Origin of the sequence: Neobacillus niacini, from assembly GCF_030817695.1 — a bacterium.
Classification (GTDB): Bacteria; Bacillota; Bacilli; order Bacillales; family Cytobacillaceae; genus Neobacillus; species Neobacillus niacini_F.
Genome location: NZ_JAUSZQ010000002.1, coordinates 2289051 through 2312319, shown reverse-complemented (window position 1 = coordinate 2312319; position 23269 = coordinate 2289051). Strand labels below are relative to the sequence as shown.

The 23269-nt window shown below is 38.7% G+C and carries 28 protein-coding genes; 6 read left to right on the top strand and 22 right to left on the bottom strand.

All coding sequences use genetic code 11. The annotated features are described in order from the left end of the window. The first annotated feature begins 227 nt into the window (after positions 1–227). Positions 228–791: a GNAT family N-acetyltransferase gene (locus QFZ28_RS11980; protein ID WP_307194840.1), complete on the top strand. Its 564-nt coding sequence runs from the start codon at positions 228–230 to the stop codon at positions 789–791. 49 nt (positions 792–840) lie between these two features. Here QFZ28_RS11980 and QFZ28_RS11975 read toward each other — a convergent pair whose 3' ends face one another. Beyond that, positions 841–999: a hypothetical protein gene (locus QFZ28_RS11975; RefSeq protein WP_307194839.1), complete on the bottom strand. Its 159-nt coding sequence runs from the start codon at positions 997–999 to the stop codon at positions 841–843. 101 nt (positions 1000–1100) lie between these two features. Next, a complete protein-coding gene (locus tag QFZ28_RS11970) occupies positions 1101–1883 on the bottom strand; it encodes an SDR family oxidoreductase (RefSeq protein WP_307194838.1) in 783 nt (260 codons plus the stop codon). Between the two features lie 148 nt (positions 1884–2031). Here QFZ28_RS11970 and QFZ28_RS11965 point away from each other — a divergent pair, with 148 nt between their 5' ends. After that, on the top strand, positions 2032–2496 hold the full coding sequence (locus QFZ28_RS11965) for an Hsp20/alpha crystallin family protein (RefSeq protein ID WP_307194837.1): 465 nt from the start codon (positions 2032–2034) through the stop codon (positions 2494–2496). 196 nt (positions 2497–2692) lie between these two features. Here QFZ28_RS11965 and QFZ28_RS11960 read toward each other — a convergent pair whose 3' ends face one another. Together QFZ28_RS11960 and QFZ28_RS11955 are read right to left on the bottom strand one after the other, a co-directional pair. Continuing rightward, positions 2693–3142 (bottom strand): FixH family protein, encoded by a 450-nt coding sequence (locus tag QFZ28_RS11960; RefSeq protein ID WP_307194836.1) that lies wholly within the window; start codon positions 3140–3142, stop codon positions 2693–2695. A gap of 2 nt (positions 3143–3144) precedes the next feature. Beyond that, positions 3145–3318, bottom strand: a complete 174-nt coding sequence (locus QFZ28_RS11955; protein WP_307194835.1) for a hypothetical protein — start codon at positions 3316–3318, stop codon at positions 3145–3147. A gap of 208 nt (positions 3319–3526) precedes the next feature. Between QFZ28_RS11955 and QFZ28_RS11950 the strand changes: the two genes are divergently transcribed. Continuing rightward, positions 3527–3769: a DNA alkylation repair protein gene (locus QFZ28_RS11950; protein ID WP_307194834.1), complete on the top strand. Its 243-nt coding sequence runs from the start codon at positions 3527–3529 to the stop codon at positions 3767–3769. A 36-nt stretch (positions 3770–3805) separates the two neighbouring features. On the opposite strand, the gene QFZ28_RS11945 is transcribed toward QFZ28_RS11950, so the two are convergent. Both QFZ28_RS11945 and QFZ28_RS11940 read right to left on the bottom strand, forming a co-directional pair. Further along, positions 3806–4627, bottom strand: coding sequence for a hypothetical protein (locus tag QFZ28_RS11945; RefSeq protein WP_307194833.1), 822 nt, complete (start codon positions 4625–4627; stop codon positions 3806–3808). 72 nt (positions 4628–4699) lie between these two features. Further along, the gene (locus QFZ28_RS11940; RefSeq protein WP_307194832.1) at positions 4700–5632 is read right to left on the bottom strand and encodes a CobW family GTP-binding protein; all 933 of its coding nucleotides are present in this window, start codon (positions 5630–5632) and stop codon (positions 4700–4702) included. A 117-nt stretch (positions 5633–5749) separates the two neighbouring features. On the opposite strand from QFZ28_RS11940, the gene QFZ28_RS11935 reads away from it, so the two are divergent. Further along, positions 5750–6460: an AlbA family DNA-binding domain-containing protein gene (locus tag QFZ28_RS11935; protein WP_307194831.1), complete on the top strand. Its 711-nt coding sequence runs from the start codon at positions 5750–5752 to the stop codon at positions 6458–6460. Between the two features lie 38 nt (positions 6461–6498). Here the strand turns inward: QFZ28_RS11935 and QFZ28_RS11930 are convergent, their stop codons facing one another. From QFZ28_RS11930 to deoD, 4 genes are all read right to left on the bottom strand, one after another. Then, the gene (locus QFZ28_RS11930; RefSeq protein WP_307194830.1) at positions 6499–7290 is read right to left on the bottom strand and encodes a hypothetical protein; all 792 of its coding nucleotides are present in this window, start codon (positions 7288–7290) and stop codon (positions 6499–6501) included. A 112-nt stretch (positions 7291–7402) separates the two neighbouring features. Continuing rightward, positions 7403–8899 (bottom strand): S41 family peptidase, encoded by a 1497-nt coding sequence (locus tag QFZ28_RS11925; RefSeq protein ID WP_307194829.1) that lies wholly within the window; start codon positions 8897–8899, stop codon positions 7403–7405. A 435-nt stretch (positions 8900–9334) separates the two neighbouring features. Then, a complete protein-coding gene (locus QFZ28_RS11920) occupies positions 9335–10135 on the bottom strand; it encodes a M15 family metallopeptidase (RefSeq protein ID WP_307194828.1) in 801 nt (266 codons plus the stop codon). A gap of 107 nt (positions 10136–10242) precedes the next feature. Next, positions 10243–10944, bottom strand: a complete 702-nt coding sequence (gene deoD / locus QFZ28_RS11915; protein WP_307194827.1) for a purine-nucleoside phosphorylase — start codon at positions 10942–10944, stop codon at positions 10243–10245. A 157-nt stretch (positions 10945–11101) separates the two neighbouring features. Between deoD and QFZ28_RS11910 the strand changes: the two genes are divergently transcribed. Beyond that, positions 11102–11236, top strand: coding sequence for a hypothetical protein (locus QFZ28_RS11910; RefSeq protein WP_307194826.1), 135 nt, complete (start codon positions 11102–11104; stop codon positions 11234–11236). 41 nt (positions 11237–11277) lie between these two features. Here the strand turns inward: QFZ28_RS11910 and QFZ28_RS11905 are convergent, their stop codons facing one another. From QFZ28_RS11905 to QFZ28_RS11890, 4 genes are all read right to left on the bottom strand, one after another. Further along, positions 11278–11586, bottom strand: coding sequence for a YodL domain-containing protein (locus QFZ28_RS11905; protein ID WP_307197009.1), 309 nt, complete (start codon positions 11584–11586; stop codon positions 11278–11280). Between the two features lie 99 nt (positions 11587–11685). Beyond that, a complete protein-coding gene (locus QFZ28_RS11900) occupies positions 11686–12456 on the bottom strand; it encodes a sporulation protein (protein ID WP_307194825.1) in 771 nt (256 codons plus the stop codon). A 13-nt stretch (positions 12457–12469) separates the two neighbouring features. After that, complete coding sequence (locus QFZ28_RS11895) at positions 12470–13231, bottom strand: serine/threonine protein kinase (RefSeq protein ID WP_307194824.1); 762 nt, start codon at positions 13229–13231, stop codon at positions 12470–12472. 392 nt (positions 13232–13623) lie between these two features. Then, a complete protein-coding gene (locus QFZ28_RS11890) occupies positions 13624–13797 on the bottom strand; it encodes a YozD family protein (RefSeq protein ID WP_024029256.1) in 174 nt (57 codons plus the stop codon). Positions 13798–13980: 183 nt separating this feature from the next. Here QFZ28_RS11890 and QFZ28_RS11885 point away from each other — a divergent pair, with 183 nt between their 5' ends. Next, positions 13981–14148, top strand: a complete 168-nt coding sequence (locus QFZ28_RS11885; protein WP_307194823.1) for a hypothetical protein — start codon at positions 13981–13983, stop codon at positions 14146–14148. A gap of 3 nt (positions 14149–14151) precedes the next feature. Here the strand turns inward: QFZ28_RS11885 and QFZ28_RS11880 are convergent, their stop codons facing one another. The 8 genes from QFZ28_RS11880 to allC all read right to left on the bottom strand — a co-directional run bounded on the left by QFZ28_RS11880 (position 14152) and on the right by allC (position 23225). Next, entirely contained in the window at positions 14152–14835 is a 684-nt protein-coding gene (locus QFZ28_RS11880; protein ID WP_373428062.1) for a hypothetical protein, read from the bottom strand. Positions 14836–14846: 11 nt separating this feature from the next. After that, positions 14847–15011, bottom strand: coding sequence for a hypothetical protein (locus tag QFZ28_RS11875; protein WP_307194822.1), 165 nt, complete (start codon positions 15009–15011; stop codon positions 14847–14849). 582 nt (positions 15012–15593) lie between these two features. After that, positions 15594–16952, bottom strand: a complete 1359-nt coding sequence (locus QFZ28_RS11870; protein WP_307194821.1) for an allantoinase — start codon at positions 16950–16952, stop codon at positions 15594–15596. A 268-nt stretch (positions 16953–17220) separates the two neighbouring features. Beyond that, a complete protein-coding gene (locus QFZ28_RS11865) occupies positions 17221–18087 on the bottom strand; it encodes a fumarylacetoacetate hydrolase family protein (protein ID WP_307194820.1) in 867 nt (288 codons plus the stop codon). After that, positions 18084–19277, bottom strand: coding sequence for an amidase (locus QFZ28_RS11860; protein WP_307194819.1), 1194 nt, complete (start codon positions 19275–19277; stop codon positions 18084–18086). The genes QFZ28_RS11865 and QFZ28_RS11860 overlap by 4 nt, the downstream gene beginning before the upstream one ends. Positions 19278–19280: 3 nt before the next feature. Beyond that, positions 19281–20615 (bottom strand): uracil/xanthine transporter, encoded by a 1335-nt coding sequence (locus QFZ28_RS11855; protein WP_307194818.1) that lies wholly within the window; start codon positions 20613–20615, stop codon positions 19281–19283. A gap of 107 nt (positions 20616–20722) precedes the next feature. Continuing rightward, on the bottom strand, positions 20723–21970 hold the full coding sequence (locus QFZ28_RS11850) for a pyridoxal-phosphate-dependent aminotransferase family protein (protein ID WP_307194817.1): 1248 nt from the start codon (positions 21968–21970) through the stop codon (positions 20723–20725). A 13-nt stretch (positions 21971–21983) separates the two neighbouring features. Then, positions 21984–23225: an allantoate deiminase gene (gene allC / locus QFZ28_RS11845; protein WP_307194816.1), complete on the bottom strand. Its 1242-nt coding sequence runs from the start codon at positions 23223–23225 to the stop codon at positions 21984–21986. Between the last annotated feature and the right edge of the window lie 44 nt (positions 23226–23269).

The following is a 23269-nucleotide window of genomic DNA, read 5'->3' as shown; positions in this document are numbered from 1 at the left end:
TACTCTAAGTGAAACCGAAAGAAGGCCTAAAAATCTAGGGGGAAATCACATTATTTCCGCAGCAAAAAAAATGATATAGGGAAGGCAAATGGTGCGCCACCAGTAATACCTGGTTCTAGTGGGTTCGATTCCCACCCCGAAATTTTTTAGTTTATCTGAATAAAAAATTTCGTGGGTGGGCCGCTTCTTTAGACATGGGATCGGATTGCCCAATGGAGGGAAATTCAATGCTTAAGAAACGAGATCTTCATGACAGCCATGTATTATTTGAACTTATGTCGCATCCAGATGTCTTCCCTTTTGTGCGCCAAAAATGTTCTTCATATGAAGAATTTATCTTTATGACGAAACAAACGATTGAAGCGGAAGAACGCGGTGAATTAATATCGCGGACTATCCTTGATGAATGGGGTGCCCCTATCGGAACCATAAATCTTTTTGATATCGAAGATAATGCAGGATTTTTAGGCACTTGGCTTGGAAAACCTTATCACGGGAAAGGTTATAACGCTCCAGCGAAGGATGCTTTTTTCCAAGAGGCTTTTTATACGTTAGGAATAGAGACCATCTTTATGAGGATTCGTAAAGTCAATATTAGGTCTATTAAGGCTGCAGAAAAACTCCCTTATGTAGTTAAGGCAAATGAAACTAGAAAATCACTATACGACCAGTTAAATGCGAATGGTGATGTATATGATTTATATGAAATACCAAAAGACCAATACTCCTTTTACCTCATGCGTAATAATGGTTCTGTACAGGAAGAACCATCACATTTGTTAGAAGCATAAAAGCAACCGGCTACAGCCGATTGCTTTTTTTGTTATAAAGAGAATTTAATTAATCCGTTATGTTTGGTTCCGTTCCGAAATTAACCTCAGTTATACCCATATGGAGCAAAAATTCTTCTAGTTCCTCGTTCGTTAATGTTTCAAAACGACCATCATGAAAAAATACTTGAGTTTGATTTGGATTAATACGATTCATGTTAAAACTCATTTTATTTTGCTCCTTTCATAGATGTGTTAGATTTATTATCCACAAAAGGAACATAAATCATTCCAAAAAATAGAATAGTTCAAAAAATTGTAAAAGGAAAATTATTTTGACTGACCTTTTTGAGAATAAACTTTTCCCAGGACATCCTTTCCTCCAGTGACAGGAATGATACTTCCAGTTATAAAGTCAGACTTTTCGTCTACTAGAAAGGAAATGACACGCGAGATGTCTTCCCCTGTTCCTTGTCTTCCCACTGGCACGCTTTCACTAAAAGTCGCTTCCTCAATCCTTTTCTCCTTCCAGTGAGAAATAATATCCCCAGGGCAAACCATATTAGCCGTAATACCATTTGCGGCTTCTTCGATTGCAATGGTTCTTGTCAGCGATGCCAGCCCTGTTTTTGCAGCAGCGAAAGCCGAACGGTAAACCCAGCCAGGACTGGTTTCTACCCTTTCAAAACCCATAGTGATGATTCTCCCCCATTGCCGCTCTCTCATAATAGGAATAATCGCTTTCGATAAATAAAAAACAGCATTTAGATTCCCATTGATTATATAATTCCATTCATCGAATGAGTATTCCGTCAGTTTCTTTCTTTCACGTACATAGGGTCCTGCATTATGAATGACAACATCGATGGAGGTAAATTCCGAAATAACTGTTTCAACAATTCTTGTACAATCTGCCTGAATGGCAACATCTCCTTGAATACAAATAATTTCACTCCCGAATTTCTCTTCAAGCTCTTTTGAAAGAAGTATTGCTTCTTGGTTACTGTTTCGATAATTAACAGCTAGCTGGTAGCCTTGTTTTGCAAGCTGGCAGGCAGTTTTTTTTCCTAAACCAGTAGCTCCTCCAGTAATTAAAGCGGTTTTTTTCTTCACGAGCCATAACCTCACATTAATGTTTTCTAAAACTATATGCTTGGAAGGCTTGATTATATTTTCAAATTTCTAGTTATTTATAACGCCAGCAGCCTATGCTGCATAGTATAAGGTATCAATGCCCAGTGTGCTGGAAGGTGGGGAGTCTATGTTCCCGTTTAATTTTTTTCCTTTTAATAAAGATATGAAAAATAAGCTTCAGCAAATGAAACCTGATGAAATCGACCAATTTATCAAAGGAATTTTGGGAAATGTCATGCCTGCTCAATCCGGAAGCACCATGAATTCTCATGACTTCGTCAATCATTTTCGCCCCCAGCCCTCTCAGCAGGCAAATTCATTAAACGCTGCATCCTTTGAAACGCATGATTCTGTTTTTGTCAGGATCCCGATTAAGGATGAATCACTCCTTAAAGTTTTGCGGATCTATCATACTGCAAACCAGTTGATGGTCGAAAACATACCCGAGCGAGATGATAAACATTCCATCACGCTTCCAGCAATGGTAAAAAAGAAAGGCTCATCTGCAAAATTTAGAGACGGAATACTCGAGATCAAATTAATAAAATCACATGACATTCAATATTCGCAAATCGATGTGACAGAAATGTAAAAAGGGAAAGACAGCATACAAATCTTCAGCTGTCTTTCCCTTTTTAATCTAGCTGCAGCGCCTAGCCCCTCGGGGTCAAAAAACCTTCGGCAATAAAAGTCCAAAGAACGGACTTTTTTGCCGAACTTTTGCCTGTCGGGGCTAGGAAAAAATGAACTGCTTTTTTCTCTGGTCAAGGCGCTTCCGCTTTTTGTTCTTAATGCCCTTCCATATTCATATCATTCTTCGATTCACTTGGATCTTCTGGTTCACTTGGTGTTCCAACAACGAATACTTTTTTAGGCATGTTATGCATGTCTCTAGCGGTAACGTGAGAAATAATGTAATAAGTCCCTTCTTGCTGAAATGATTTTTCTAAACGATAGATGCCATCTGTGGTATGTTCCACTTTGATTTTTTCGTGCTTTTCATCTTTGGAACGCCAAATTTCAAAGGTCACCTCATCGGCGTCTTCAACATTTTCAGCTCCTTGGGTTACCTTTGCTTCAAAAACCATCGGTTCGTTGACATTTCCTTTTTCAGGGTTAACCGTCAAATTCACCTCCACAAAATCAGGCAGCTCTTCAGCTTTTTTATCTTTATTATTGCATGCACTGATGTTCAAAACAGATACAATGATTAGAATTAGAAATAAGTACTTTCTCATCTTTATCCCTCCTTTATTATTTGCTCCATAGCACCATTATGCAACTGTATGAGTGCTACCATTGCTTCATTTGAGATTGTTGACTGTGTGATTCTGTTAATAGCAGAATAATATTTCTCGTACTTATTTTTACGAATTCTCGGCTGGGAATTTACATCGAGCAGTTCTCTTTTCACTGCTTCCTATAGTGTGTCTTCACTGCTTCTATCACCGGCAGCAAGCAAACGATTATTCCAAATCATGCGATATTCAGCTAATAATTCATCATAATTGAAGTCGCTACTAGTCATACAGCCACCTCCATATATCCTCAATTGCATTGTTACATACTTTCTAACATTATCGCAAAAAATAAATACAATAATATTGTGAAAGGAGATAACCATGTCAACACCTTATAAATGTCCAAATTGTAAAACCAATCGAAGCCGTTTCAATATAATCCAACAAGTTTCTCAATCTGTAAAACTAGACCCCCAATCCGGTGAGGTCGTCAGAGAATACAGCGAAAACGATTTAGAACCCTTTCACCTTCCTTATAATGGACCAGATTATCGAATTCAATGTGCCTCCTGCGGGTTAATTGAGGACGAGAGGACGTTCATAAAATTTGGCCAGCAAGCCTAACATGAAAAAACACCTTTATGAAGGTGTTTTTTCATGTTATTTTAAATCATTTTCTTTAAGGAAGGATACAGTATCTATCTTCCATGCTTCCATCGTGGAAAACCGCATTAAATGGATTTCGCCCCTGTAGTGCTGCCTTCCTCTATTTTTTATAAACCAGTCAATTTCCACAGGTACATCCATGCTTATTTCCTGTCTTAAATCTTCGGCAGGTAATATCGGCATTCTTGTTATTCTAACGTTTTCAATTTTGCCTAGTACTGGCTTCCAATTAATTTTTTGCGCGCTGATTAACTTAGAAATATACACATCCTGCTGCTTTAAACCAGCGATATATGCTTCAACTGTTTCATATGGCGAGGCCATACTTAAGTACTCTTCGAGTTTTCCAGAAGCCTTAAATATCATTAACATATGTGAAAGGTCCATCGCATTTGTTCGATGGGTGGTACTTCCGTAGAAGTGGATACAAAAATGCCCCGGAAAGTTATTTTTTAAAGCCCCAGCGCCATGCGGCATACCGTGCATGGATCCCGCAATCCATTGGTCCTTTCTAATCACGATGATGGCCCGCCGTTTCCAGCTCCATTTTCCACCGTAGATTTTTTTCATAACTTTTGTATCCTTCGGAGTCAATGGCTGTACATCGGCATGATGACTTCCCGCACGTCTTTGAACTTTAAACTTCTTGCCGGTTTCAATATCCAGGACGGTAAACTTTGAATACTTTGGCAAAACTTTATTGACTTCTTCCCATGGAAGCATTTCAATTTTGTAACTAACATTTGTAACAGCATGAATCCCTTGACCATATAGGAGGAAAAGAATTACCATCACAAAAACTGTTCTACTCTTCATCTAATCCCCCTTTTAATGTTAAATAACTACATTAAAAGAGTTACCTGAAGAAGAAATGTTCATTCATTATTCTTATTGGATATTGAAGGCATTTTCAAGTCTTTTGAGTTTCTCTTCAAGCTCTAACCATCGAATATTTTCACCTATGAACACAAGATTTAATGGTAAATTCATTTCTTCCTTCATATAAAAAGGCATTCCATATGAGTATTGAAAGAGATATGGTTTGGATGAAGGATCAAATTTCACATATCCTTTGATTCGATAAATCCTCTCCGGTAAATCCTTCAAAAATTCTTCGAACCCTGTATGGCTTATAGGGCCTTGAAATTGATAAACAAAGGTAGTTAAATTAAGGGCTGTTTTAGAGAATGATGAACTCGTTTCTTTATCAAATGATAAAGTTAGTTTTCTCAATTCATCGATTGAAACCTGTGAAAAAGTGGTTAATAAACAACGTGCCGCCGAATTAATTCCCTGAATTTCATAAATAATTTTCGCCTGTTCAGATTCTGACAGTTCATCCATTTTATTAATCAGAATGAAATCTGCGTGCCTAACCTGCTCGAGAAGCAATTGGTGAATCTGTGGGCTTAATACTTTTCTATCTCTCCATCTTAATCCATCCACAGTGGTTACAATTCCCTTTATCGTAAATTGATCGGCAAATAATGGTGAAAGAATGGCGTCTAGAACTTCAACTGGGTGTGCGGCACCCGTTGTTTCAATATAAATGACTTCTGGTTTTTCATTTATTAATAAGTCCTGCAGCTGCGCTTCAAGTTTGTCCTGAATCGAACAGCAGATACAGCCTCCTAATAATTCTTTCAAAGCGATGTCCTCATCACGAGCGACTTCAGAATCAATCGAGACCTTCCCCAGCTCATTCATCATGACAGCCGTTTTTCTGCCTAGAAATCGCTCATTCTCCAGTAATCGCTTCAAAAGTGTCGTTTTTCCGCTTCCCAAAAAACCTGATAATATATAAACCTCAGTGTTGTGCATACTGCTTACCTCTTTTTCATCTGATATTCCTTTTATTATATCTGAAATTGGGCTAACAACTAGATACAAACCGCTTATAATAATAGTAAAAAGAATATTCAGAAAGGACTATTCCTCATGATCTATGAGTATGTCTACCCAAAAAGTCTCCTGCATTTCATTAAGAACCCTTCACATGAATCGTTAAAAGACCTTCTTCTTCACAATACGGGAGAAACGGATTTTCTAGACTTTAAAACCAAATGGACAGAATTTTCTAAAATGGCAAAACATGTTCTGGCTATCGCAAATTCGGGTGGAGGCTGTATTATAGTCGGCGTCAGTCAAAATGATGAGGGTGCTATTGCTTTAACTGGCCTAAACGAAGATGACTTCTTAGATAAAGCAGATATTGACAACAAACTGGCCAATTTACTGCCAAAATATTTAAAATATCGGACAGAAGATTTTCATTATAATAAGGATCAACTAGCCTTCAGTAATAAACGGTTTCAGGTACTCATTATTGAATATGATCCAAAATATGTTCCCTATACTTCGGTTGTTCAACGAAACGAGCTTCGATATGGCGCCATTTATGTCCGACAAGGAACAAAATCACTAGAGGCAACCAATGATAAACTCGTTGAAATCATCCTTCGCAAAGTACAGTCTGGAGGTTCTGGCGTGAATGAATATACCCTAAAAGAGCACCTTGACCAGTTAAAGGAACTATATGAAGAGATGGCCTCACAAAAAGATACCGAATATGGTCAATTTATTGCAGAATTGATAGAACGTAAAAAAGAAAGAATTCGTCAATTATTAGATGTTCTTCCTGAAAATTGAGAAGGAAGAAAATGAATCATTCGCCTTTTTGTTTGTGGTTAATATAACTCTTGTTCGTCTTCCAACATTTTATTTACCTTTTCAAACTCAACTCTTTGATTAGCCGCCACTATGTTGATTTGTTCAATTGAAGTAACTGGGTTCATCACCACAGATAATCCTAAATCCATTAATTTTCCTTTACCAATGTCAGTAGTGACACTCTTTAAAGTCTCATTAACGATTTGCGGTGCTAAAGTAATTATTTTTTCTGGCGATATTCGATTGATAATTTCTTGTTTTAAGGCCATAAATATCGGAGATAATTCGTTTGAGGAACTAGGATTCAGCTTTAGCTGCTCCAAATACCATACAAAATCCTCGCCCTTTAGTGTTTGGGCTTCACCAGCTAATTGCCCTTCTTTGGTCATTTCAATACCATTTGGTGCAAGCAAATCGATTAACGTACTTATACTATTCGTATCAAAGAGGACACAATAATCAATATCTACTTGATATTTTTCTTTTACCGCACTTTTCAGCTCGTGGATTTCAGCTTCTTGTTCAATCATTGGAAGCAAGATCGTCCCATATTCGATTTTTTTGTTATCTTTATCATATTTTAAAAGCATTCCTGGTTCTGTATTGGATGAAGCAGGTTCTGTCCTCTTTTCCATAATAAGATAGGTTTCAACCTTCTCTTCACTTTTTGATGTGTCCTTTAATTTTTCTAGGATGGGGATACTCTTTCTTCCTTCCCCGTCGTTTTCTGTACCACTTTGAAAAAAAGACTTTAATGGACCAAATCCGAAAAACGATAGGACGATTACGGCAATGACTAATTTTTTCAAATTTATACCTCACCTAATTTCCGTTTATTTCATCTCCATTGTTGGAAAATCAGGCAAAGATTATACTTTCTTCACACAAAAAAGCCTGAACCAAATGGTCCAGACCTCTTCATTATTTCATTTCTTCTTTTAACACTTCAATTGCCTTTTGAAGTTGCGTATCATTTGTTTCAATCATTTCTCTCAGTTTTTCCATTAATTTAAAAGTGGAATCCCCTTTTAAAACTCCATCAGCAGGCAAATTATTAGCGGTTTGGAAACTGCTTACAGCACCTTGGGTTTTCTCATCAAAGAATCCATCTTCACGACCTGGATCAAAACCGATTGCTTTTAACATTTTCTGTGCTGTTTCAACCTCAGTTGAAGAGCTAGACAGCTTCAGCTCTTTATCTAGGTTTATGATTGGCAGAGATGCATACTCCGGAAGCGGAACTTCGAAATCAGGCTTAATTCCCTTTTTATGAATCCAGTTACCATTGGGCGTGAGCCATTTAGCCGTTGTAAATTTAATATTTGATTTATCAGGGAAATCCTTGGCTGTCTGAACAGTTCCTTTCCCAAAGGAGGTTTCACCTACAAGCTTTACTCCAGCAGATTCACTTACTGCTCCAGCAAGAATTTCTGAAGCGCTGGCACTTCCTTTATCGATTAATATCACTAATGGGAAGTCAGGATCTCCATCATTTTGTGAAGGGTACTCCTCCGTCTTTCCATTACGGTCTTCCACTTTTAATATCAACTTCCCTTTTGGAACAAACATACTTGAGATACTGATGGCTTCATCTAATAATCCACCTGGGTTTTGGCGCAGATCCAAGACTAACCCTTTCATACCTTCTTTTTGAAGTTCATTCAACTTTGCTGTAAGGTCTTTTGATGTATTGGTAGAGAAACTAGTAATTTGAACCTTTGCAATACCATCGCCAACCATCTCACCATAAACCGTTTCAATCGGAATATCATCGCGAATAATCGGGACCTTTACCGGTGCATCCGTTCCTGGGCGTTGGATGGTCAACTCAACCTTTGTCCCCTTTTTACCGCGAATAATCGTTACTGCTTCAGTTGAAGTCATTCCCTGAAGACTTTTGCCATCTACTGACATGATGATATCATTTGGTTTCAATCCTGCTTTTTCCGCAGGAGATCCTTTGATAGGTGAAACAATGGTAATATGTCCATCTTTCTCTTGGATTTCAGCTCCAATTCCTTGGAAAGATGAATTGATAGAGCTATGAAAGTTTTCAGCTTCCTCCACGCTCATATAGTCTGTATATGGATCATCCAGGGCCTTTACCATACCATCAATAGCCCCATTGATTAGTTTTTTTTGGTCAAGTTCCTCGAAATATCCGCTCTTTAATGTATCGTAGGCAGCGTAAAGTTTTTCAAATTCAGCTCTTTCTGTTCCTACTGTAATGACTTTTTCTTCTCCGAATGATAGAGCAAATGTTGTTATTCCTGTAGATAGTAATACAAGGAAAAACAGTATCAATATAAAATGAAATTTCTTAATGTGTACATATCCTGATTTTTTGTCTGTTACTTGTTCTTGTTCGGTATGTTCTTGTTCAACGTTTTGTTCATCCAAAGCCTTCACCACTTTCATTGTCGAAAAAATAATATGTAAAACTAGCCCTTAAAGATTAGAATAACATCTTTTAATAAAAAATAAAAAAGAAATATTATTCATTCCTTTGAATATATGCCTGTTGATCTCCACTCCACTAAGGAAAGCTTCTTTGAATAATCATCGCAGGCACAGGCGGTCTTTGCCTGTCACGAGGCACTTCGCTTTCCGCGGGCGTGCCGGGGAGCCTCCTCGGCGCTTAAGCGCCTGTGGGGTCTCCCCAGCCCCGTCATCCCGCAGGACATTGAATTACTTCCTTGAATCTGCCCACGCACGAAGAAAATGCGACAGCATTTTCGAGGAGTCTTCGTGCCTTCCGTTCCAATCAACAGGGTGCCAATACAACAGACTGTTTTCTAATCTTTTTAATAAAAAACCGGCACATCCTGCCTTAGGCGTGCCGTACTGTATTCTTTATATTTTCTTTACTTCATTAAAATACTCCTCTAATGTCCAATTATGCTTGTACATAATTGTTGCTGCCTTAATTCCAACATAGCGATAATGCCAAGGTTCATACATATAGTTGGTAATGTCTTTTTTCTCTTTCGGATATCTTAGAATAAAACCAAAGCGATAGGCGTTATCCTTCAGCCATTTTCCTTCTGTTGTGTCAGCGAAGGCTTCATTTAAGTAGAATTTATTTGATTTGCTTGAAATATCCATAGCTAACCCTGATTGATGTTCACTCGCCCCTGGAAAAGCAACTGCCTGAACAGCCTTTTCTAGCCCCACTCTATTTACTTCAGCTTCAAACAGCGATTTTTGCCGGCTATATGAGCGGTAACCTGAAATGGCATATAGTTCTATTCCGTCTTTTTCAGCAGCCGCAAACATTTTCTCTAATGCTTCAGCCGCTTCTTTTCTCATTAAACTTTTTTCTATTTCCTCCTCACCAAATGAAAACTCAACATTTGGTCTAACAAGGTCTCCTGGAGTGTAATCTTCAGGCAGGTAAAAATCTTTGTTAACCAACGCCATGACATTGGTAGAATTTTGAATCACATTTTTGCCATCTACTTCTTTTACTTCATTGAAAAATATTGATTCCAAACTAAGTGGATCATTAAGAGGAGGCATATCTTCTTGTGACTGCTGATTCTTACTATGGTCATCAGCAGTAAACGGAAGCTTATTTAAAAGTGAATCGATTTGACTGCAGCCGCTAATTAGAATGGTTAAGAAACCAATCGATAATAAAGTTTTCCAACCCATTTTCTCACCTATCTATCTTTCTTCTTCCTTAATGCACTATATCTATTTTTACCAAAAACGTCAATTAGAAAACCTCTTTCAGGCATTGAAAGAGGTCGATTTTCCTATTATTTTGTAGCAGCTTCTAATGCTACTTCAATCATATCGTTAAATGTTAATTGTCTCTCTTCGGCAGTTGTTTCTTCACCTGTTAAAATATGGTCACTTACAGTTAGAACTGATAGTGCTTTGCGGTTAAATTTAGCCGCTAACGTATATAAAGCTGTTGTTTCCATCTCAATTGCAAGAATTTGATATTTAGCCCATTTTTCAAGTTCAGCATTATCATTATAGAACGAGTCTGCTGTGAAAATGTTCCCTACTTTTAGATTTAGTCCTTTTTCTACTCCTGCATCATAGGCCTTTCTGAGCAAATCAAAGTTAGCACACGGAGCAAAATCGACGCCTCCAAAGGTCAAACGATTCATGTTGGAATCAGTTGAACTTGTCATCGCTAAAATAACATCGCGAACTTTTACATCCTTTTGAATCGCACCACAAGTACCGACACGGATCAAATTTTGAACATTGTAGCTGTTCATTAATTCATTTACATATATCGAGATAGAGGGAACTCCCATTCCTGTTCCCTGAACAGAAATTCTTTTCCCTTTATAAGTACCAGTAAAACCAAACATATTTCTTACTTCGTTATAGCATTTTGCATCCTCTAAGAAGGTTTCTGCAATATATTTAGCCCTGAGCGGGTCTCCTGGCAGTAATACCGTTTCTGCAATTTCATTTTCCTTCGCACCAATATGTACACTCATAATAAAAATCCTCCAGTCATCTAAGTGAAGTCCTAAACTCACACTTGTCAATATATCATAACCAATTTCGATTGAAAAACCTTTGATTGAAATGGTCATGATTTTTTTTATTTGTGGGAAGCTATTTTTATATTATCCAAAGGAGGTACGATACATTATGGGAAAAAAGCATAGAGCACAAACAAATCGTCCAAAGAAAAATAACCATATTCCACCCGAGGCAATCATTGCAGAACATGAAGCACACGCAAAAGAAAATAGTGCTGCTGGCGGAAGAAAAGCAAGAGGTTAATCCACAAAAGAAACCTAAGGAAGGGCTCCTTAGGTCTTCTTTTATCTTATATGGATTCGATTTATAGGCTGCCAGCCGCCAGGCTTCAATTGATAATAATGCTGCCCGCCGCGACCCTCGTCAATTAAGATGATATCTCCAGTGGAAAGAAATCTTCCCTTATAATTCGATGGAATTCGATCGGTAACATTAAAGAGACTAAATGTTTCCTCCAAACAACTTTCATGGGTACCTGCACGAATAAAGGTACGATAAACTTGTTGGTATCCTTTGTATTCTCTATACTTTGGAGTTTGAAAGATTGTCACATCATATTGAATATTAGCTCTTCTGGTTATCGCCTTGATCATCTTATCCCCTCCAATCATTAAAATAATTGTCATTACTTTAATAATTAGAGATGAACATAGTAGAATCCTTCAGAGAATTGCGTCTTTTTTTGTCGAGTATTAAGAAAATCTCTGAATAACACTTTGAATTTGCTGTTGGAGGTTTGGAATGTCAGCTGATGTAACTGTTAATCTTACATTGGTTTCATCCAAACCTGCTGCTTCTGCAAATAATCCTCCCAATCCACGAGCACGACGATCTACTTGTAAAAGTAATTCTATTGCTCCATTTCCAGATGGCCGCATTACTACTTCAAGCTCATCTAATCTTCCGCGGAAAGGTCCGGAGGTCGGAACATATTCAAATTCCTGCACAAATGGCAAGCGGCCTCTTACTTTGTATGAAGCTTCTTCACAATCCGCCTCACGCAAACGGAATCCAAGACCGTCAACTGCATTAAAGATTGCATTCATTAATTGATTAGGTACAACTTGAATAAAGTCTTTATCACCAGGATCCACTGCATTTTTAATATCTAACCCTGTGGTAACCCAGATTTTAGACCTGCCAATTGAAAGTGGTGTGTCTAGTGGAAGCTGGAAGGAAAAAGGGATTTCTTTTCTTTCATTTTTTCCAATGGTAAATGGACTGGTAATACGGAAACGATCAATAGTAGCTGTAACATTATACTTTTTATCATCTGATTCTTTTAAATAAGTAGTATTTAACGATAAATAGATGTCATCTACCTGTTGGTCTACCTTCCCGCCTCTGATTTCAACTACACCGTTAATCGTCTCCCCAGGCGTATATCGATCTCGCTCAAGCTTTGTGTCAACCGTAGCAGAACCAATTCCTACACTAGCAAATACTTTATCAAAAAAAGCCATTATCATTTCCTCCTTATTTCCCAATTAATATTTTCATATCTGTCTTTACTTGTGCGCAGCTCTCATAGCAGTCTTCTATTTGTAAAAGCCTGCTAATAATGTGCTTTGCTTGATAGGATATCTCTAATTCTTCTTCCCAGCTGCTTTCTTTCTGCTTTTTTAGAAAGGAATAGTTAGAGTAAAGTAAAAACAACAAAAAATGACCCAAACCATAAAGGTCCGCTTGAGGAGTAATCTCTTTTCGTAAATTCCGTTTTGATTTTTTATGTTCACCAACATCTTGATCATATTTCCTAGCAAGCCCCAAATCGATAAGCATAATCTCAGAACCATTCGCAATTACATTGGGAATCCTTATATCTCGGTGAATAAGCTGCTGTTCATGTAAATAGTTTATAAGCTCTAGTACATCACTGGCTATTTTAAAAGCCTCTAATTCAGTATATTGACGCCCATCCTGAAAGATTAGCTGTTCAAAATTCTTACCTTCGATATATTCCATCGTATAAAAAGGAATATCTTTGTAACTGCCATCCTCAAAATACTTCGGAAACCCACGGTGCTTAATGGATTGAAGCAGCTCTTTTTCAATCTCAAATCTTTTTCTGCCAGACTTCGTGATTCTTTTATGGATACGTAAGGCTTTTAACACTTTTTTTTGTTGTAATAGTTGGTCAAAGACTAAGTAACTGTTTCCGTAGCTTCCCACACCTAGATGATTCACAACCTGGTAGCGATTAGCTATGATTTCATTTTGCTGAAATCGGCTTTCCATTTTGTTAGAGGCAAATAAAATCATTCTTTTAAACATAAAAATATTTAACTGCTATAAAAACTTGAAAAGGAACTGCCACTTTTATGCTTGTTTTTGTAGTGGTGATGGCCTAAGTGTTTATGTTTGTTTTTGTTCATTTTTTTCCATGCATTACTAGAATGTGAATATTTTTGATGATGAGATTTACTTCCTAGAAGTGACTTTAAAATCTTTTTTAGCATCATCTTACCTCCTCGAGCCTCGTTGTATGTAATACGGTAAAGAAAAAGGAAAGTTTCATACTTTAAAGAAAATAGTAAAAAAGTTTTTCACAACAAAAAGCGAGCAGGTTCAAATGCTCGTTTTTCGTTATCCCGTATTTAAAAGATGAATAAAGTATCGTGATATTTTACCTATTCATCTTCAACTTCTTCGTCGATAATACTTTTCTCGATGAGATACTCGAAGGTGATATCAGCGATTTCTTCCAATTCTTCTTCCGAAGGAACGTATCCTCTTTTCACCAGCTCATGAAAGAAAAATTCAGCAATCTCTTCCGTATCAATAAATACTTCAATTTCTCTCATAGCATCGCCCCCTTTTTACAGAATGTATGATGAATTCTGCGTATTCATGCTATTTACTTCTAGAAGAATCGGTAAATATTCTACAGCTTAAACATAGAGAGGAAAATAAAAGATTAATTATGTCTTTTTTTCTCAGGACAAGCATAGGCTGAATATAAAGAACGATTATGAGGTGATAGAGGTATGTCAAATCTACATGCAAAAATTGAAGCTATTATTGAAGACGTAAATCAGGAGGATGGTTTAATCATCTCTGCCTTTGAGAAAATTTTAGAGTGTCTATTTTTTTTAATAAAATGGGGTGGGATTCCTTTGGTCATTTACCTATTAGTGTCTTTTTCCAGCTGGTAGAAGCTAGACATGGCTTTTACCATCGTCATTTACTACACTTTTTAATTTTCTAAGAATGACACGCATAACTTGATAATATTCCTGATCGTTGAACATGGTATATAAAATTTTGTAATCATTAAAAATATCTAATAAATTATCAATTAGCTGTTTTCTTTCCTTTTTACGTTCGATTTCTTCAAGTTCTGCTTTTCTGACGATGTTTTTTTGAGTTTTTGAAGTTGCAACTTGCTGCTTCTCATCATTATTTACTAAATAAAGAAGCCCTAACTTTTGAATGAATGTGTCCGCACTCTCAGCGTCAGCCACGAGTGTCATTTCTTCTTCACCCGCTTCTAGCCATTCCCCATCACTAATCCTTGAAAGTTCGTAGATAACATCTTCCCATGCATCTTCTTTGTAGCGCCAAATTTCTGTTCGAAATCCGACAATCTTAAACAAATCAGAGCCATAACCAGCGACCTGAACTAAATCTCCGAAAAAGAATTTGTATTCGATATCTATTTGTTCCTGTTCCACCAAAGTCCCTTCATATTCTGAAAGAAGCTGTAGTCCTGATTCAACAAAAAGACCATCACTTTTATTCACTTCATATACATAATTTCCGTCAATCAACTTGACATCTGTTACTTTCCTAAATTTATTGGCTATAACCTTGATTATATAAAAAGAAAACTCGTATACCAACGGTACACGAGTTAATTTGTTTTATCATTTGTTTTATCATTTGTTTTATCTTTTGCTTTTTCATTATTTTTTTCATCTTGAGCATTTGGCTTGTTAATCCTATTGTACAGCTCAATTAATCCCCTAGTGGCTTTCTCCGCGTCAAAAGTGCCTATTTCTTCATATTTTACTTTCATGATGAGATCACCTCGTAGTAAAATATGCGTTACGTTCTAGAATGGTATCTTGTCTGCAGTGTATATTTATAATTAAATTTACATAATCAGCATTTTTGTAAAAATCCAAATTATGAACGTTTCATCCACATTCACTACCAAACAAATAACAATAAATTACTGCGAAGAGGGTCTTTTCAACTAAAGGGCAAAAAGAAAGAGCAAGGCCCAACCCGACATTTTTAGAGAACTTCCCTTTTCTGAGCACTTTTAATCACTTAACCTTTCCATTTTTAGGGATTAATTCACTGATGTTTTATATTTGTCTTCCCTTTTTGATTAGTTTAAGCACATATTCCTTAAAGGAGTAGCAAAAGAGTTTTCGGGCCACTCTTCCTTTTTCACCAATTAAGTTAAACCAACTTTGCCCAACATAAAAAGGATTCGTTAGTATTCTATCAATCCATTGGAAGCAATGTGGAACAAGAAAGGATATGGTTATAACTCGATTGATAGTATTAAAGTAAAAATAGAGTGATTTCTATTTTAAAAAGCCGCCAGTCATTCAAGTTTAAGAATGAGATGACAGCTTTACTATTGGTTCTATTTTTTTGGTGTTATCCATTTTCCACTAGCCTGCTCGGAACGAATGACACCCTCTTCATAGACCACCTGTCCACGGTTGATTGTGCTCATTACTTTACATGGGAACGTATGTCCGATATAAACACTGATTTTGTTTTTAGCGAAAAAGTTATCTTCTGTAACAGTAAACGACTCGTCAACAGAAACAAGGACCATGTCTGCATCATACCCTTCAGCAATTTTCCCTTTAGATGAAAGTCCAAATCGCTCTGCTGGGTTCAAGGCTGTCCACTCTGCAATATGTTCGAATGGTATGTTGTGCTTCAAAGCCAATTCCATCATAGAAAGGAAGGAAAATTGGCCACCGCTAATGCCGCCCCATGCTTGGAAAAGATTATAAGCAGCCGGATCTTTTAAATCGCTCGTGCATGGTGAATGGTCAGAAGAAATCATATCAAACTTCTTGTTGATGAGTAATTGAATAAGTTTTTCCTGCTCTTCTGGCATACGCAGCGGTGGAGCGCATTTAGCGACCGCTCCTTTTTCACGCAAAGTGTTTTGATTAAAAAGTAAATAATGTGGACATGTTTCGACTGTAACATTCATACCTTTACTCTTTGCTTCCTCAATTTTTTCAATGGCTTCTGCCGAGCTGATGTGCACAAAATGTAACGGACAGCCGGTTACTTCCGCATAATATAATGCACGTTGTACAGCCTCTGCTTCTGCCGCAATTGGTCGCGTTGCCAAATAATCGTCCGCTGATACGTGTCCTGCTTTTACTTTTTCTGCTGTAAGCCAGTCAGTAATCGGGCCGCTTTCTGAGTGAAGCGCAAGTACTTTGTTTAAACCAGCAATGATTTTCATCCCGTTTAATAATGTAATGTCATCCACATTTTCAAATTCCTTGTTCCCGGTCGTTGACAGAAACGCTTTAAATCCAATAACTCCTTCTTCAGCCAATTCCGCCAAATGATTTTCATTCCCTGGGACAAGTCCTCCCCAGAGCGCAAAATCAGTATAAGATTCTTGATTGCCTTTGTCGCTTTTAGCATATAGTGCCTCTTTATCAATAGTGGAAGGAATCCCATTCAAAGGCATATCAAAAAAAGTTGTACAACCTCCTGCCGCCATCATCTGTGAGCCGGTACGGAACCCTTCCCAATATTCACGGCCAGGATCGCTAAAATGAACATGTACGTCAATCATGCCGGGAAATACATACTGGCCTGATGCATCAATAATACGTTCCGCCTCAAATGAGAGCTCATCGTTAATCGCCGCTATTACTCCATTTTTTATGGCGATATTAATTTTTTTTACTTTATCCGGTAAAACAACTGTTCCATTTTTAATGATCATATCAAATTGTTTCATTTTTCTTCCCCCTGTTATTTGATTTCTTAGGAGAGGTAACGTACTATGTTACCTTTTATAACATTGATCTTTTTATTAGATTTTATAGTATTCACAATTTTAATTCATTAGAGGAATTGCGATTTTATTTAATCCATTTGTACATTTTATCTAAAAGTGAATTCAGTGATTCGGTTCATACCCCAAAACAAATCCTATCTTTCATAACAAAAAGCTGTTTTTAGGAATCTGATCACGCCGATTACTAAAACAGCTTTTACCTTTTTAACTATGCCCGCTTTTTCACCTTATTAGTTAAACTTGAAAATCCGGTTACTCGGCATTCCACCGAATCACCTTCACGGATTAAGACGGATCCCGGTGTTCCCGTTAATATGACATCTCCTGGCTGGAGTGTCATGATTTTGGAAAAGAAAGACACAATATAGGCCGGCTGGTACATCATATTTCTAATCGTATTCTCATGAAAAACCGTTCCGTTTAATACCGTCTCCACTTTAATGGATGCTAAATCGGAAAATTCATCTGCCGTGATCAAATACGGACCGAAGCTGCAGAACGTATTAAAACTTTTAGCCCGCTGCAGAAAAGCAGGGTTCTGAATGTGAATATCTTTTGCCGTCATATCAAGACTAGTCGTAAAACCAGCGATAACATTGTAAAAATCTATTTCCTCGACATTTTCACAAGTTTTTCCGATGATTATCGCCAGTTCAGCTTCACCAGCAACATTCGGCGATTGAGGCGGAATTTCAATTGTGTCTCCTTGACCAATTAAGCTTGAATTGGGTTTCATGAATATAACCGGCTCTGACTCCGGCGGCTTACCCGATAACTCAAGAGCCTTTTCTAGATAGTTCATGCCTACACCGAGTACTTTCTCGGGAGCACGGAACAAAGGCGCAAATACAACTTCTTTAAGTTCAAGACCATTTTGCTGTTGTAATTGTATCTTACCTTCATGGTTATACCATGCTGTCAATTCACTAAGCTCCCCAGACTGTATAAGTGGAAGCAATTTTTCACTCCACAGGTTTCCTGACAGCTCATTGACCTGCTGCATTTGAAAAACTCCGTCCCCTTCAATAATCGCCGCAATTTCTTCTTCATTATGACGGATTGTTGCTAATTTCATTGTTTTGCCTCCTTGGTATTGTGATCTTCTGCAAAGGAAACAACCCACTTCAACAGACGCTTGTCTTGGTTTCGACCCGCTATAATTGATAAGCCAACTGGCAGACCGTCGACAGTTGCAAGCGGAAGAGTTACTTGGGGTAATCCCGCAAGCCCAGCAATACACGTTAATTGCATGGCTCTTGCCCTGTAACGTTCGGCTGTTTTACCTTGTAAATTTAAAAGTGGTGCGGGACCTGGAGCAGTTGGTAAAACGAGAAGTGCATCATCCCCTAATAATTGAACCATCCGGTGCCTGATCATCTTCCATTGTTCAAACTGGCTTTGGCACTCCTCTTTCTTCAACATGCTGGCCATCTGAAATCTATCCGCAATTCCGGGCCCAAATGATGGCATCTCCTTTGTAATCCACGGGCCATGTTCTTCCCAAATTTCCAGCGCTTGAATCGTCCTAAATATTTCTGTCCATGCTGGTAATCCTTCATCCGCTACCTGGACCTGTTCAAAATAGTCTGTTTTATCTTTAATAGCAGGCAAAAGTCTTTTTAGCTCTTCAGTTGATTTCGCATCCGTCAATGCCCATGCATCTTCTTCTAGAAGAATGCGTTGAAAGAAGCCGTCGTCACCAGAATATGGAAGTAATACTTCCCCAACTTGGGCAAGCAGCCTAGCATCCTGTGCCATCCATCCAACTGTATCAAAACTCTTTGCCAAAGGAATAACACCATCACTACTTACAAGATTGTGTGTCGGACGAATCCCATACAATCCGCAGTAAGAAGATGGAATTCTCACCGAACCTCCAGTGTCCGTTCCAAGTGAAAAATCTACTAGGCCTGCGGATACCGCAGAAGCGGAACCGCTCGATGATCCTCCAGGAATTCTGCCCGGAGCTTTCGGATTTACCGGGGTACCATAGTGAGCATTTTCACCATTTAAACTGTACATCAGTTCATCAGTCTGTAAGGTACCTGTCAGCTTTGCCCCTGCAGCTAGAAGCTTTTGAATACTGCTTGCTGTCTCAACAGACGGATTGTGTGTTCGTAACCAGTCTGGATTACCGGCCGTACATGTATGCCCTTTAATCGAATAAACATCTTTTACCGCAAATGTCTGTCCGTTTAATACTCCAGACCCTGTTGGCTCAAGAGTTTGTTCTTTGCTCATGAATGCATTCCATTTATCAATCATTTTTTATGCCCCTCTCTTAATATGCTTATAACCTTTCTTTTTTCCAATATTACGAAAATGAATATTTTCCAATACAAGAGCCAATAAAATACCCATCAGCAGGCCATTACTGAACAACGGACGAATGGTTGCTGGAACCGATCCAAAGTATTCAGTGGGAAATGACATAAAAATAGTTCCGATAAATAGTGGTGTGGCCACTCTGTACAAGTTGGCTGTTGTCAGTTTAATTTGTGCAAAGTAGCCAAGTGCTGGTTGTAATAAGCGCATATAAGCCACAAGTAACGCAGCACTCCCGACACTAAGTGGCATTTTAGCAATTAGATTGCCGATTTCAGGAACCACACCCATGACCATAAACATAACGCCTCCAAGAATAAAAGGCAGACGTTCGACTATTCGGGTTTGATTTAAAAACCCGATAGACGAAACATACGGTGCATACGGAACCATCCCGAACAAGCCAGAAATGATTGTAAATGCACCCGAAATCGTAAACGAGCGCCGGTACTGTCCATTCGTTGTTTCACTTTTGTATATTTCATCTGTTCCTTTTAAGGCGCCAAATGTATTTGAAAGGTTTAACATCCCGGCGACTACAGCCGTGATGATCATTCCAATATCAAAAGAAAGGTCTCCAAGAAGAAATAACCCAATGGTTGACTCACTGCTCATATTGACCGCCTCACTAGTTGATTTAAAGACGGTTTCATAAGCGATCCAACCAGCGATAATCCCAATGAGAAGTGAATACCGGCCAATGCCGTTTCCACCTTTTACACTAAGGAAAATCGTTAGCAATACGACCATAGCTGATAATAAAAAGACCGGAATGTCAATCTGAGCCGGTGACCCTCCTATACTAAAAGGAATACCAAGCATTCCTTTTAAAAAAATGGTATTAAGCCGGACGGCCAATAAAAACGTAAATACAGCCATAACCCCCGGATTAAACCATTTTGCAATGAATCTTGATAAACCTGATAGACCGACAATCATTGTAATAACTCCTGAAATGATCATGCCGGCTGAAATGCTGCCGCCCACTACAGTCAGTGGCAGTCCTTGTGCCGGCGCTATGTAGCACATACTTAAAATAACACCCCACCAAAGACCCGACTGTCCTTCCATAATTGAACGGCGGTGACCCAATAGTGCTTGAATAATACAAGCTATTCCGGTAAAAAGAAAAGAAAGCTGAAGAAGCGCAATTATTTTTCCTTGTTCCAATTGAAAGGCACTTCCGATGGTTATCGGTATCACAACCGTATTGGTAAAAAGGAAAAACAGCCATTGCAGCCCTGCTGTCCAATGTTTTACCCGCGTCCATTCCCACATATGTCCACCTTCTTTTCAAAAAATGCATTTCGCTATAGCAACTGTTTCTCTTTATAGAAAAAAGCCGGCTTAACCATAAACGAACTTGGATAAGATCCGGCTTGCTATTACATCATAACTGCCATACGAGAGGCTGGGTCATAGACATTTAGTGCTGCCTGCAGAGCTTCGCCTCTTTGAACAGATGCCCCATTCCGGATAAGTGCTGCTTCAAGAGCAGACAATACAGCGAAAACATTTTCTTTCCTACAACTGTATCCCATCGCACCAATCCTCCAAATCTTCCCATGAAGCGGACCAAACGAACTGGCAATTTCAATACCAAATTGTCCAAGTAACATAGACCGGATTGCTTCACCGTCAATTCCTTCTGGAATGTTGACACATGTAACCATCGGTAATTTCCAAGTTACATCATTGAAGAGTGTCAGCCCCATAGCTTTAATCCCTTCCATAATCGCTTTCTCATGAAGACGGTGACGGGAAAAACGCTCTTCCAGCCCTTCTTCAAGAACAATTCTAGCACCTTCCCGTAAAGCATACAGCATGGAAGTCGCTTCTGTATGGTGATTAAGACGGCGCGGCCCCCAATAATCCTGGAGTTGGCTTAGATCAAAATAATTACTTTGAATAGGATTCCGTACGTCCACTGCATCTCCAGTTGTCCGTACACCTCTTTCTACTTTTTTCCGGGATGCGAGAAGTTTCTCCACCCGCTCATTGTAAGTGATTGGTGCCATTCCTGAAGGAACTGAAAAACATTTTTGTGTTCCGCCAATAACAGCATCAAGTTGCCATTCATCTACTTTCACTTCTGTTCCAGCAATGGTCGCGACTGCATCCACGACACAAAGAATATCCATTTCACGACAGGCCTTTCCGAGTTTATCAAGTGGCTGCATACATCCAGTCGATGTTTCGCCGTGCACAATCGCAAGCACTTTCGGCTTTACACGTTCCATGGCTTTAATGATTTCATCCTGATCAAACACTTGGCCCCACTCTGTTTCGATGGTATGAATTTCAGCACCGTTCCGTTCAGCAATCTCCGTAAGCAAGTGGCCAAACCGCCCAAATATTGGAATTAACACTTTATCTCCTGGTGCTAAAATACTAGTTAACACCGCTTCAATACCAGAACGCGAAGTTCCATCAATTGGAAATGTCCATTGGTTTTTTGTCTGAAACACTTGACGAAGCATTTCCATTGTCTCATTCATAATCTGGGTAAAAGCCGGATCAAATTGCCCTAAAATTGGTGTACTCATTGCCCGTAATACCCGAGGATCGACTTCGACTGGTCCTGGTGTCATAATTGTCCGTAAAGGTGTGTTTAATTCGCGAAATACTGTCACATTGTTGTCCTCCTTAATAGGCTAATTTGTGCAGGACTTTGATCAAAAGCTGAACGCCTTTTTCCAAATCCTCGGCTTTTGTATATTCATCTGGGGAATGACTGATGCCCCTATGACTCGGTACAAATAACAAGCATGCAGGCATGTATTGCCCGAATACTTGGGCATCATGCCCTGCACCGCTTGTCATCACTTTATAGGGTACTGCTTCTTTTTCTAACACCGCTGCTGATAAATCACTTAGCTTTTCACACATTTTCACTGGTTGTTCGTTCATCCAGTTGTCAATCTGAAGATTTGTTTGATGTTTCTGGCAAATTTGCTTGAATGCCTCAAAAACCTTTACACTAAATTCTTCAAGCAAGGCTTCTTCACTATGACGGATGTCAATTGAGAACACGACTTCACGCGCAATTACGTTTGGTATGTTCGGTTTAATTTCCATTCTGCCGACCGTTGCTACAAGCAACGGATCTGTTTCTTTTGCCTGTTCTATTAAGGCTTGAATAAGTAATGCGGCCGTGTAAACAGCGTCTTTTCGGTAATGCATCGGCGTGGTCCCCGCATGATCGCTTTCCCCTGTTACCGTTACATTATACCGGCGCTGACCAACAATATGGCTGACAACGCCAATCGATTTGTTTTCCCGCTCAAGTATTTCACCTTGTTCGATATGAAGTTCAATAAAACAATCTATGTCGTTACGTTTTGCTTCACGGAAGTGACCAAGCCCAAAACCTGCTTCGTTCATTGCCTGAATAAATGGTATACCATGATTATCCAATATCTTTTCTACCTGCTCTTTTGTCCGTAGACCTGTAATGTTCCCGGAACCCCAATAGGTTAATGGAAAGCGGCTTCCTTCTTCTTCACAAAGTGACACAACTTCGATGGTTCGTTTTGGCTGGCCATATTTCCGGGATAAATAATCAAGTGCAATAACACCGGCAACAACGCCATAAGCGCCATCATATTTTCCGCCATCCTTTACGGTATCGATATGTGAACCTGTTAAAATAACAGAAGATGCTTTTTTTTCAGACCCTTCCAGCCGTCCGTATAAATTCCCTACGTCGTCAAAGTAAGAAGCGAGTCCGAGAGTTTCTATCACTTTCTTTAAAGCCTGCTGGGCTTCTTGCCACTTTTTATCATATAAAAGGCGAGTCACACCATTTCTTTCCGTCTGTCCGTAGGAGGACAGCCATTCAATCATACTGTTTACTGGTTTCGATAATACAGACGAATCTGTCTCCATTATTACTCCCCCCCACTCTTTTCTTGTCTATGTATATTTTAATA

Coding starts and splice junctions, on each gene's coding strand:
- QFZ28_RS11980 (WP_307194840.1), top strand. CDS start 228: ATGCTTAAGAAACGAGATCTTCATGACAGCCATGTATTATTTGAACTT.
- QFZ28_RS11975 (WP_307194839.1), bottom strand. CDS start 999: ATGAGTTTTAACATGAATCGTATTAATCCAAATCAAACTCAAGTATTT.
- QFZ28_RS11965 (WP_307194837.1), top strand. CDS start 2,032: ATGTTCCCGTTTAATTTTTTTCCTTTTAATAAAGATATGAAAAATAAG.
- QFZ28_RS11960 (WP_307194836.1), bottom strand. CDS start 3,142: ATGAGAAAGTACTTATTTCTAATTCTAATCATTGTATCTGTTTTGAAC.
- QFZ28_RS11950 (WP_307194834.1), top strand. CDS start 3,527: ATGTCAACACCTTATAAATGTCCAAATTGTAAAACCAATCGAAGCCGT.
- QFZ28_RS11945 (WP_307194833.1), bottom strand. CDS start 4,627: ATGAAGAGTAGAACAGTTTTTGTGATGGTAATTCTTTTCCTCCTATAT.
- QFZ28_RS11940 (WP_307194832.1), bottom strand. CDS start 5,632: ATGCACAACACTGAGGTTTATATATTATCAGGTTTTTTGGGAAGCGGA.
- QFZ28_RS11935 (WP_307194831.1), top strand. CDS start 5,750: ATGATCTATGAGTATGTCTACCCAAAAAGTCTCCTGCATTTCATTAAG.
- QFZ28_RS11925 (WP_307194829.1), bottom strand. CDS start 8,899: ATGAAAGTGGTGAAGGCTTTGGATGAACAAAACGTTGAACAAGAACAT.
- QFZ28_RS11920 (WP_307194828.1), bottom strand. CDS start 10,135: ATGGGTTGGAAAACTTTATTATCGATTGGTTTCTTAACCATTCTAATT.
- deoD (WP_307194827.1), bottom strand. CDS start 10,944: ATGAGTGTACATATTGGTGCGAAGGAAAATGAAATTGCAGAAACGGTA.
- QFZ28_RS11910 (WP_307194826.1), top strand. CDS start 11,102: ATGGGAAAAAAGCATAGAGCACAAACAAATCGTCCAAAGAAAAATAAC.
- QFZ28_RS11905 (WP_307197009.1), bottom strand. CDS start 11,586: ATGATCAAGGCGATAACCAGAAGAGCTAATATTCAATATGATGTGACA.
- QFZ28_RS11900 (WP_307194825.1), bottom strand. CDS start 12,456: ATGGCTTTTTTTGATAAAGTATTTGCTAGTGTAGGAATTGGTTCTGCT.
- QFZ28_RS11895 (WP_307194824.1), bottom strand. CDS start 13,231: ATGGAAAGCCGATTTCAGCAAAATGAAATCATAGCTAATCGCTACCAG.
- QFZ28_RS11890 (WP_024029256.1), bottom strand. CDS start 13,797: ATGAGAGAAATTGAAGTATTTATTGATACGGAAGAGATTGCTGAATTT.
- QFZ28_RS11885 (WP_307194823.1), top strand. CDS start 13,981: ATGTCAAATCTACATGCAAAAATTGAAGCTATTATTGAAGACGTAAAT.
- QFZ28_RS11875 (WP_307194822.1), bottom strand. CDS start 15,011: ATGAAAGTAAAATATGAAGAAATAGGCACTTTTGACGCGGAGAAAGCC.
- QFZ28_RS11870 (WP_307194821.1), bottom strand. CDS start 16,952: ATGAAACAATTTGATATGATCATTAAAAATGGAACAGTTGTTTTACCG.
- QFZ28_RS11865 (WP_307194820.1), bottom strand. CDS start 18,087: ATGAAATTAGCAACAATCCGTCATAATGAAGAAGAAATTGCGGCGATT.
- QFZ28_RS11860 (WP_307194819.1), bottom strand. CDS start 19,277: ATGATTGATAAATGGAATGCATTCATGAGCAAAGAACAAACTCTTGAG.
- QFZ28_RS11855 (WP_307194818.1), bottom strand. CDS start 20,615: ATGTGGGAATGGACGCGGGTAAAACATTGGACAGCAGGGCTGCAATGG.
- allC (WP_307194816.1), bottom strand. CDS start 23,225: ATGGAGACAGATTCGTCTGTATTATCGAAACCAGTAAACAGTATGATT.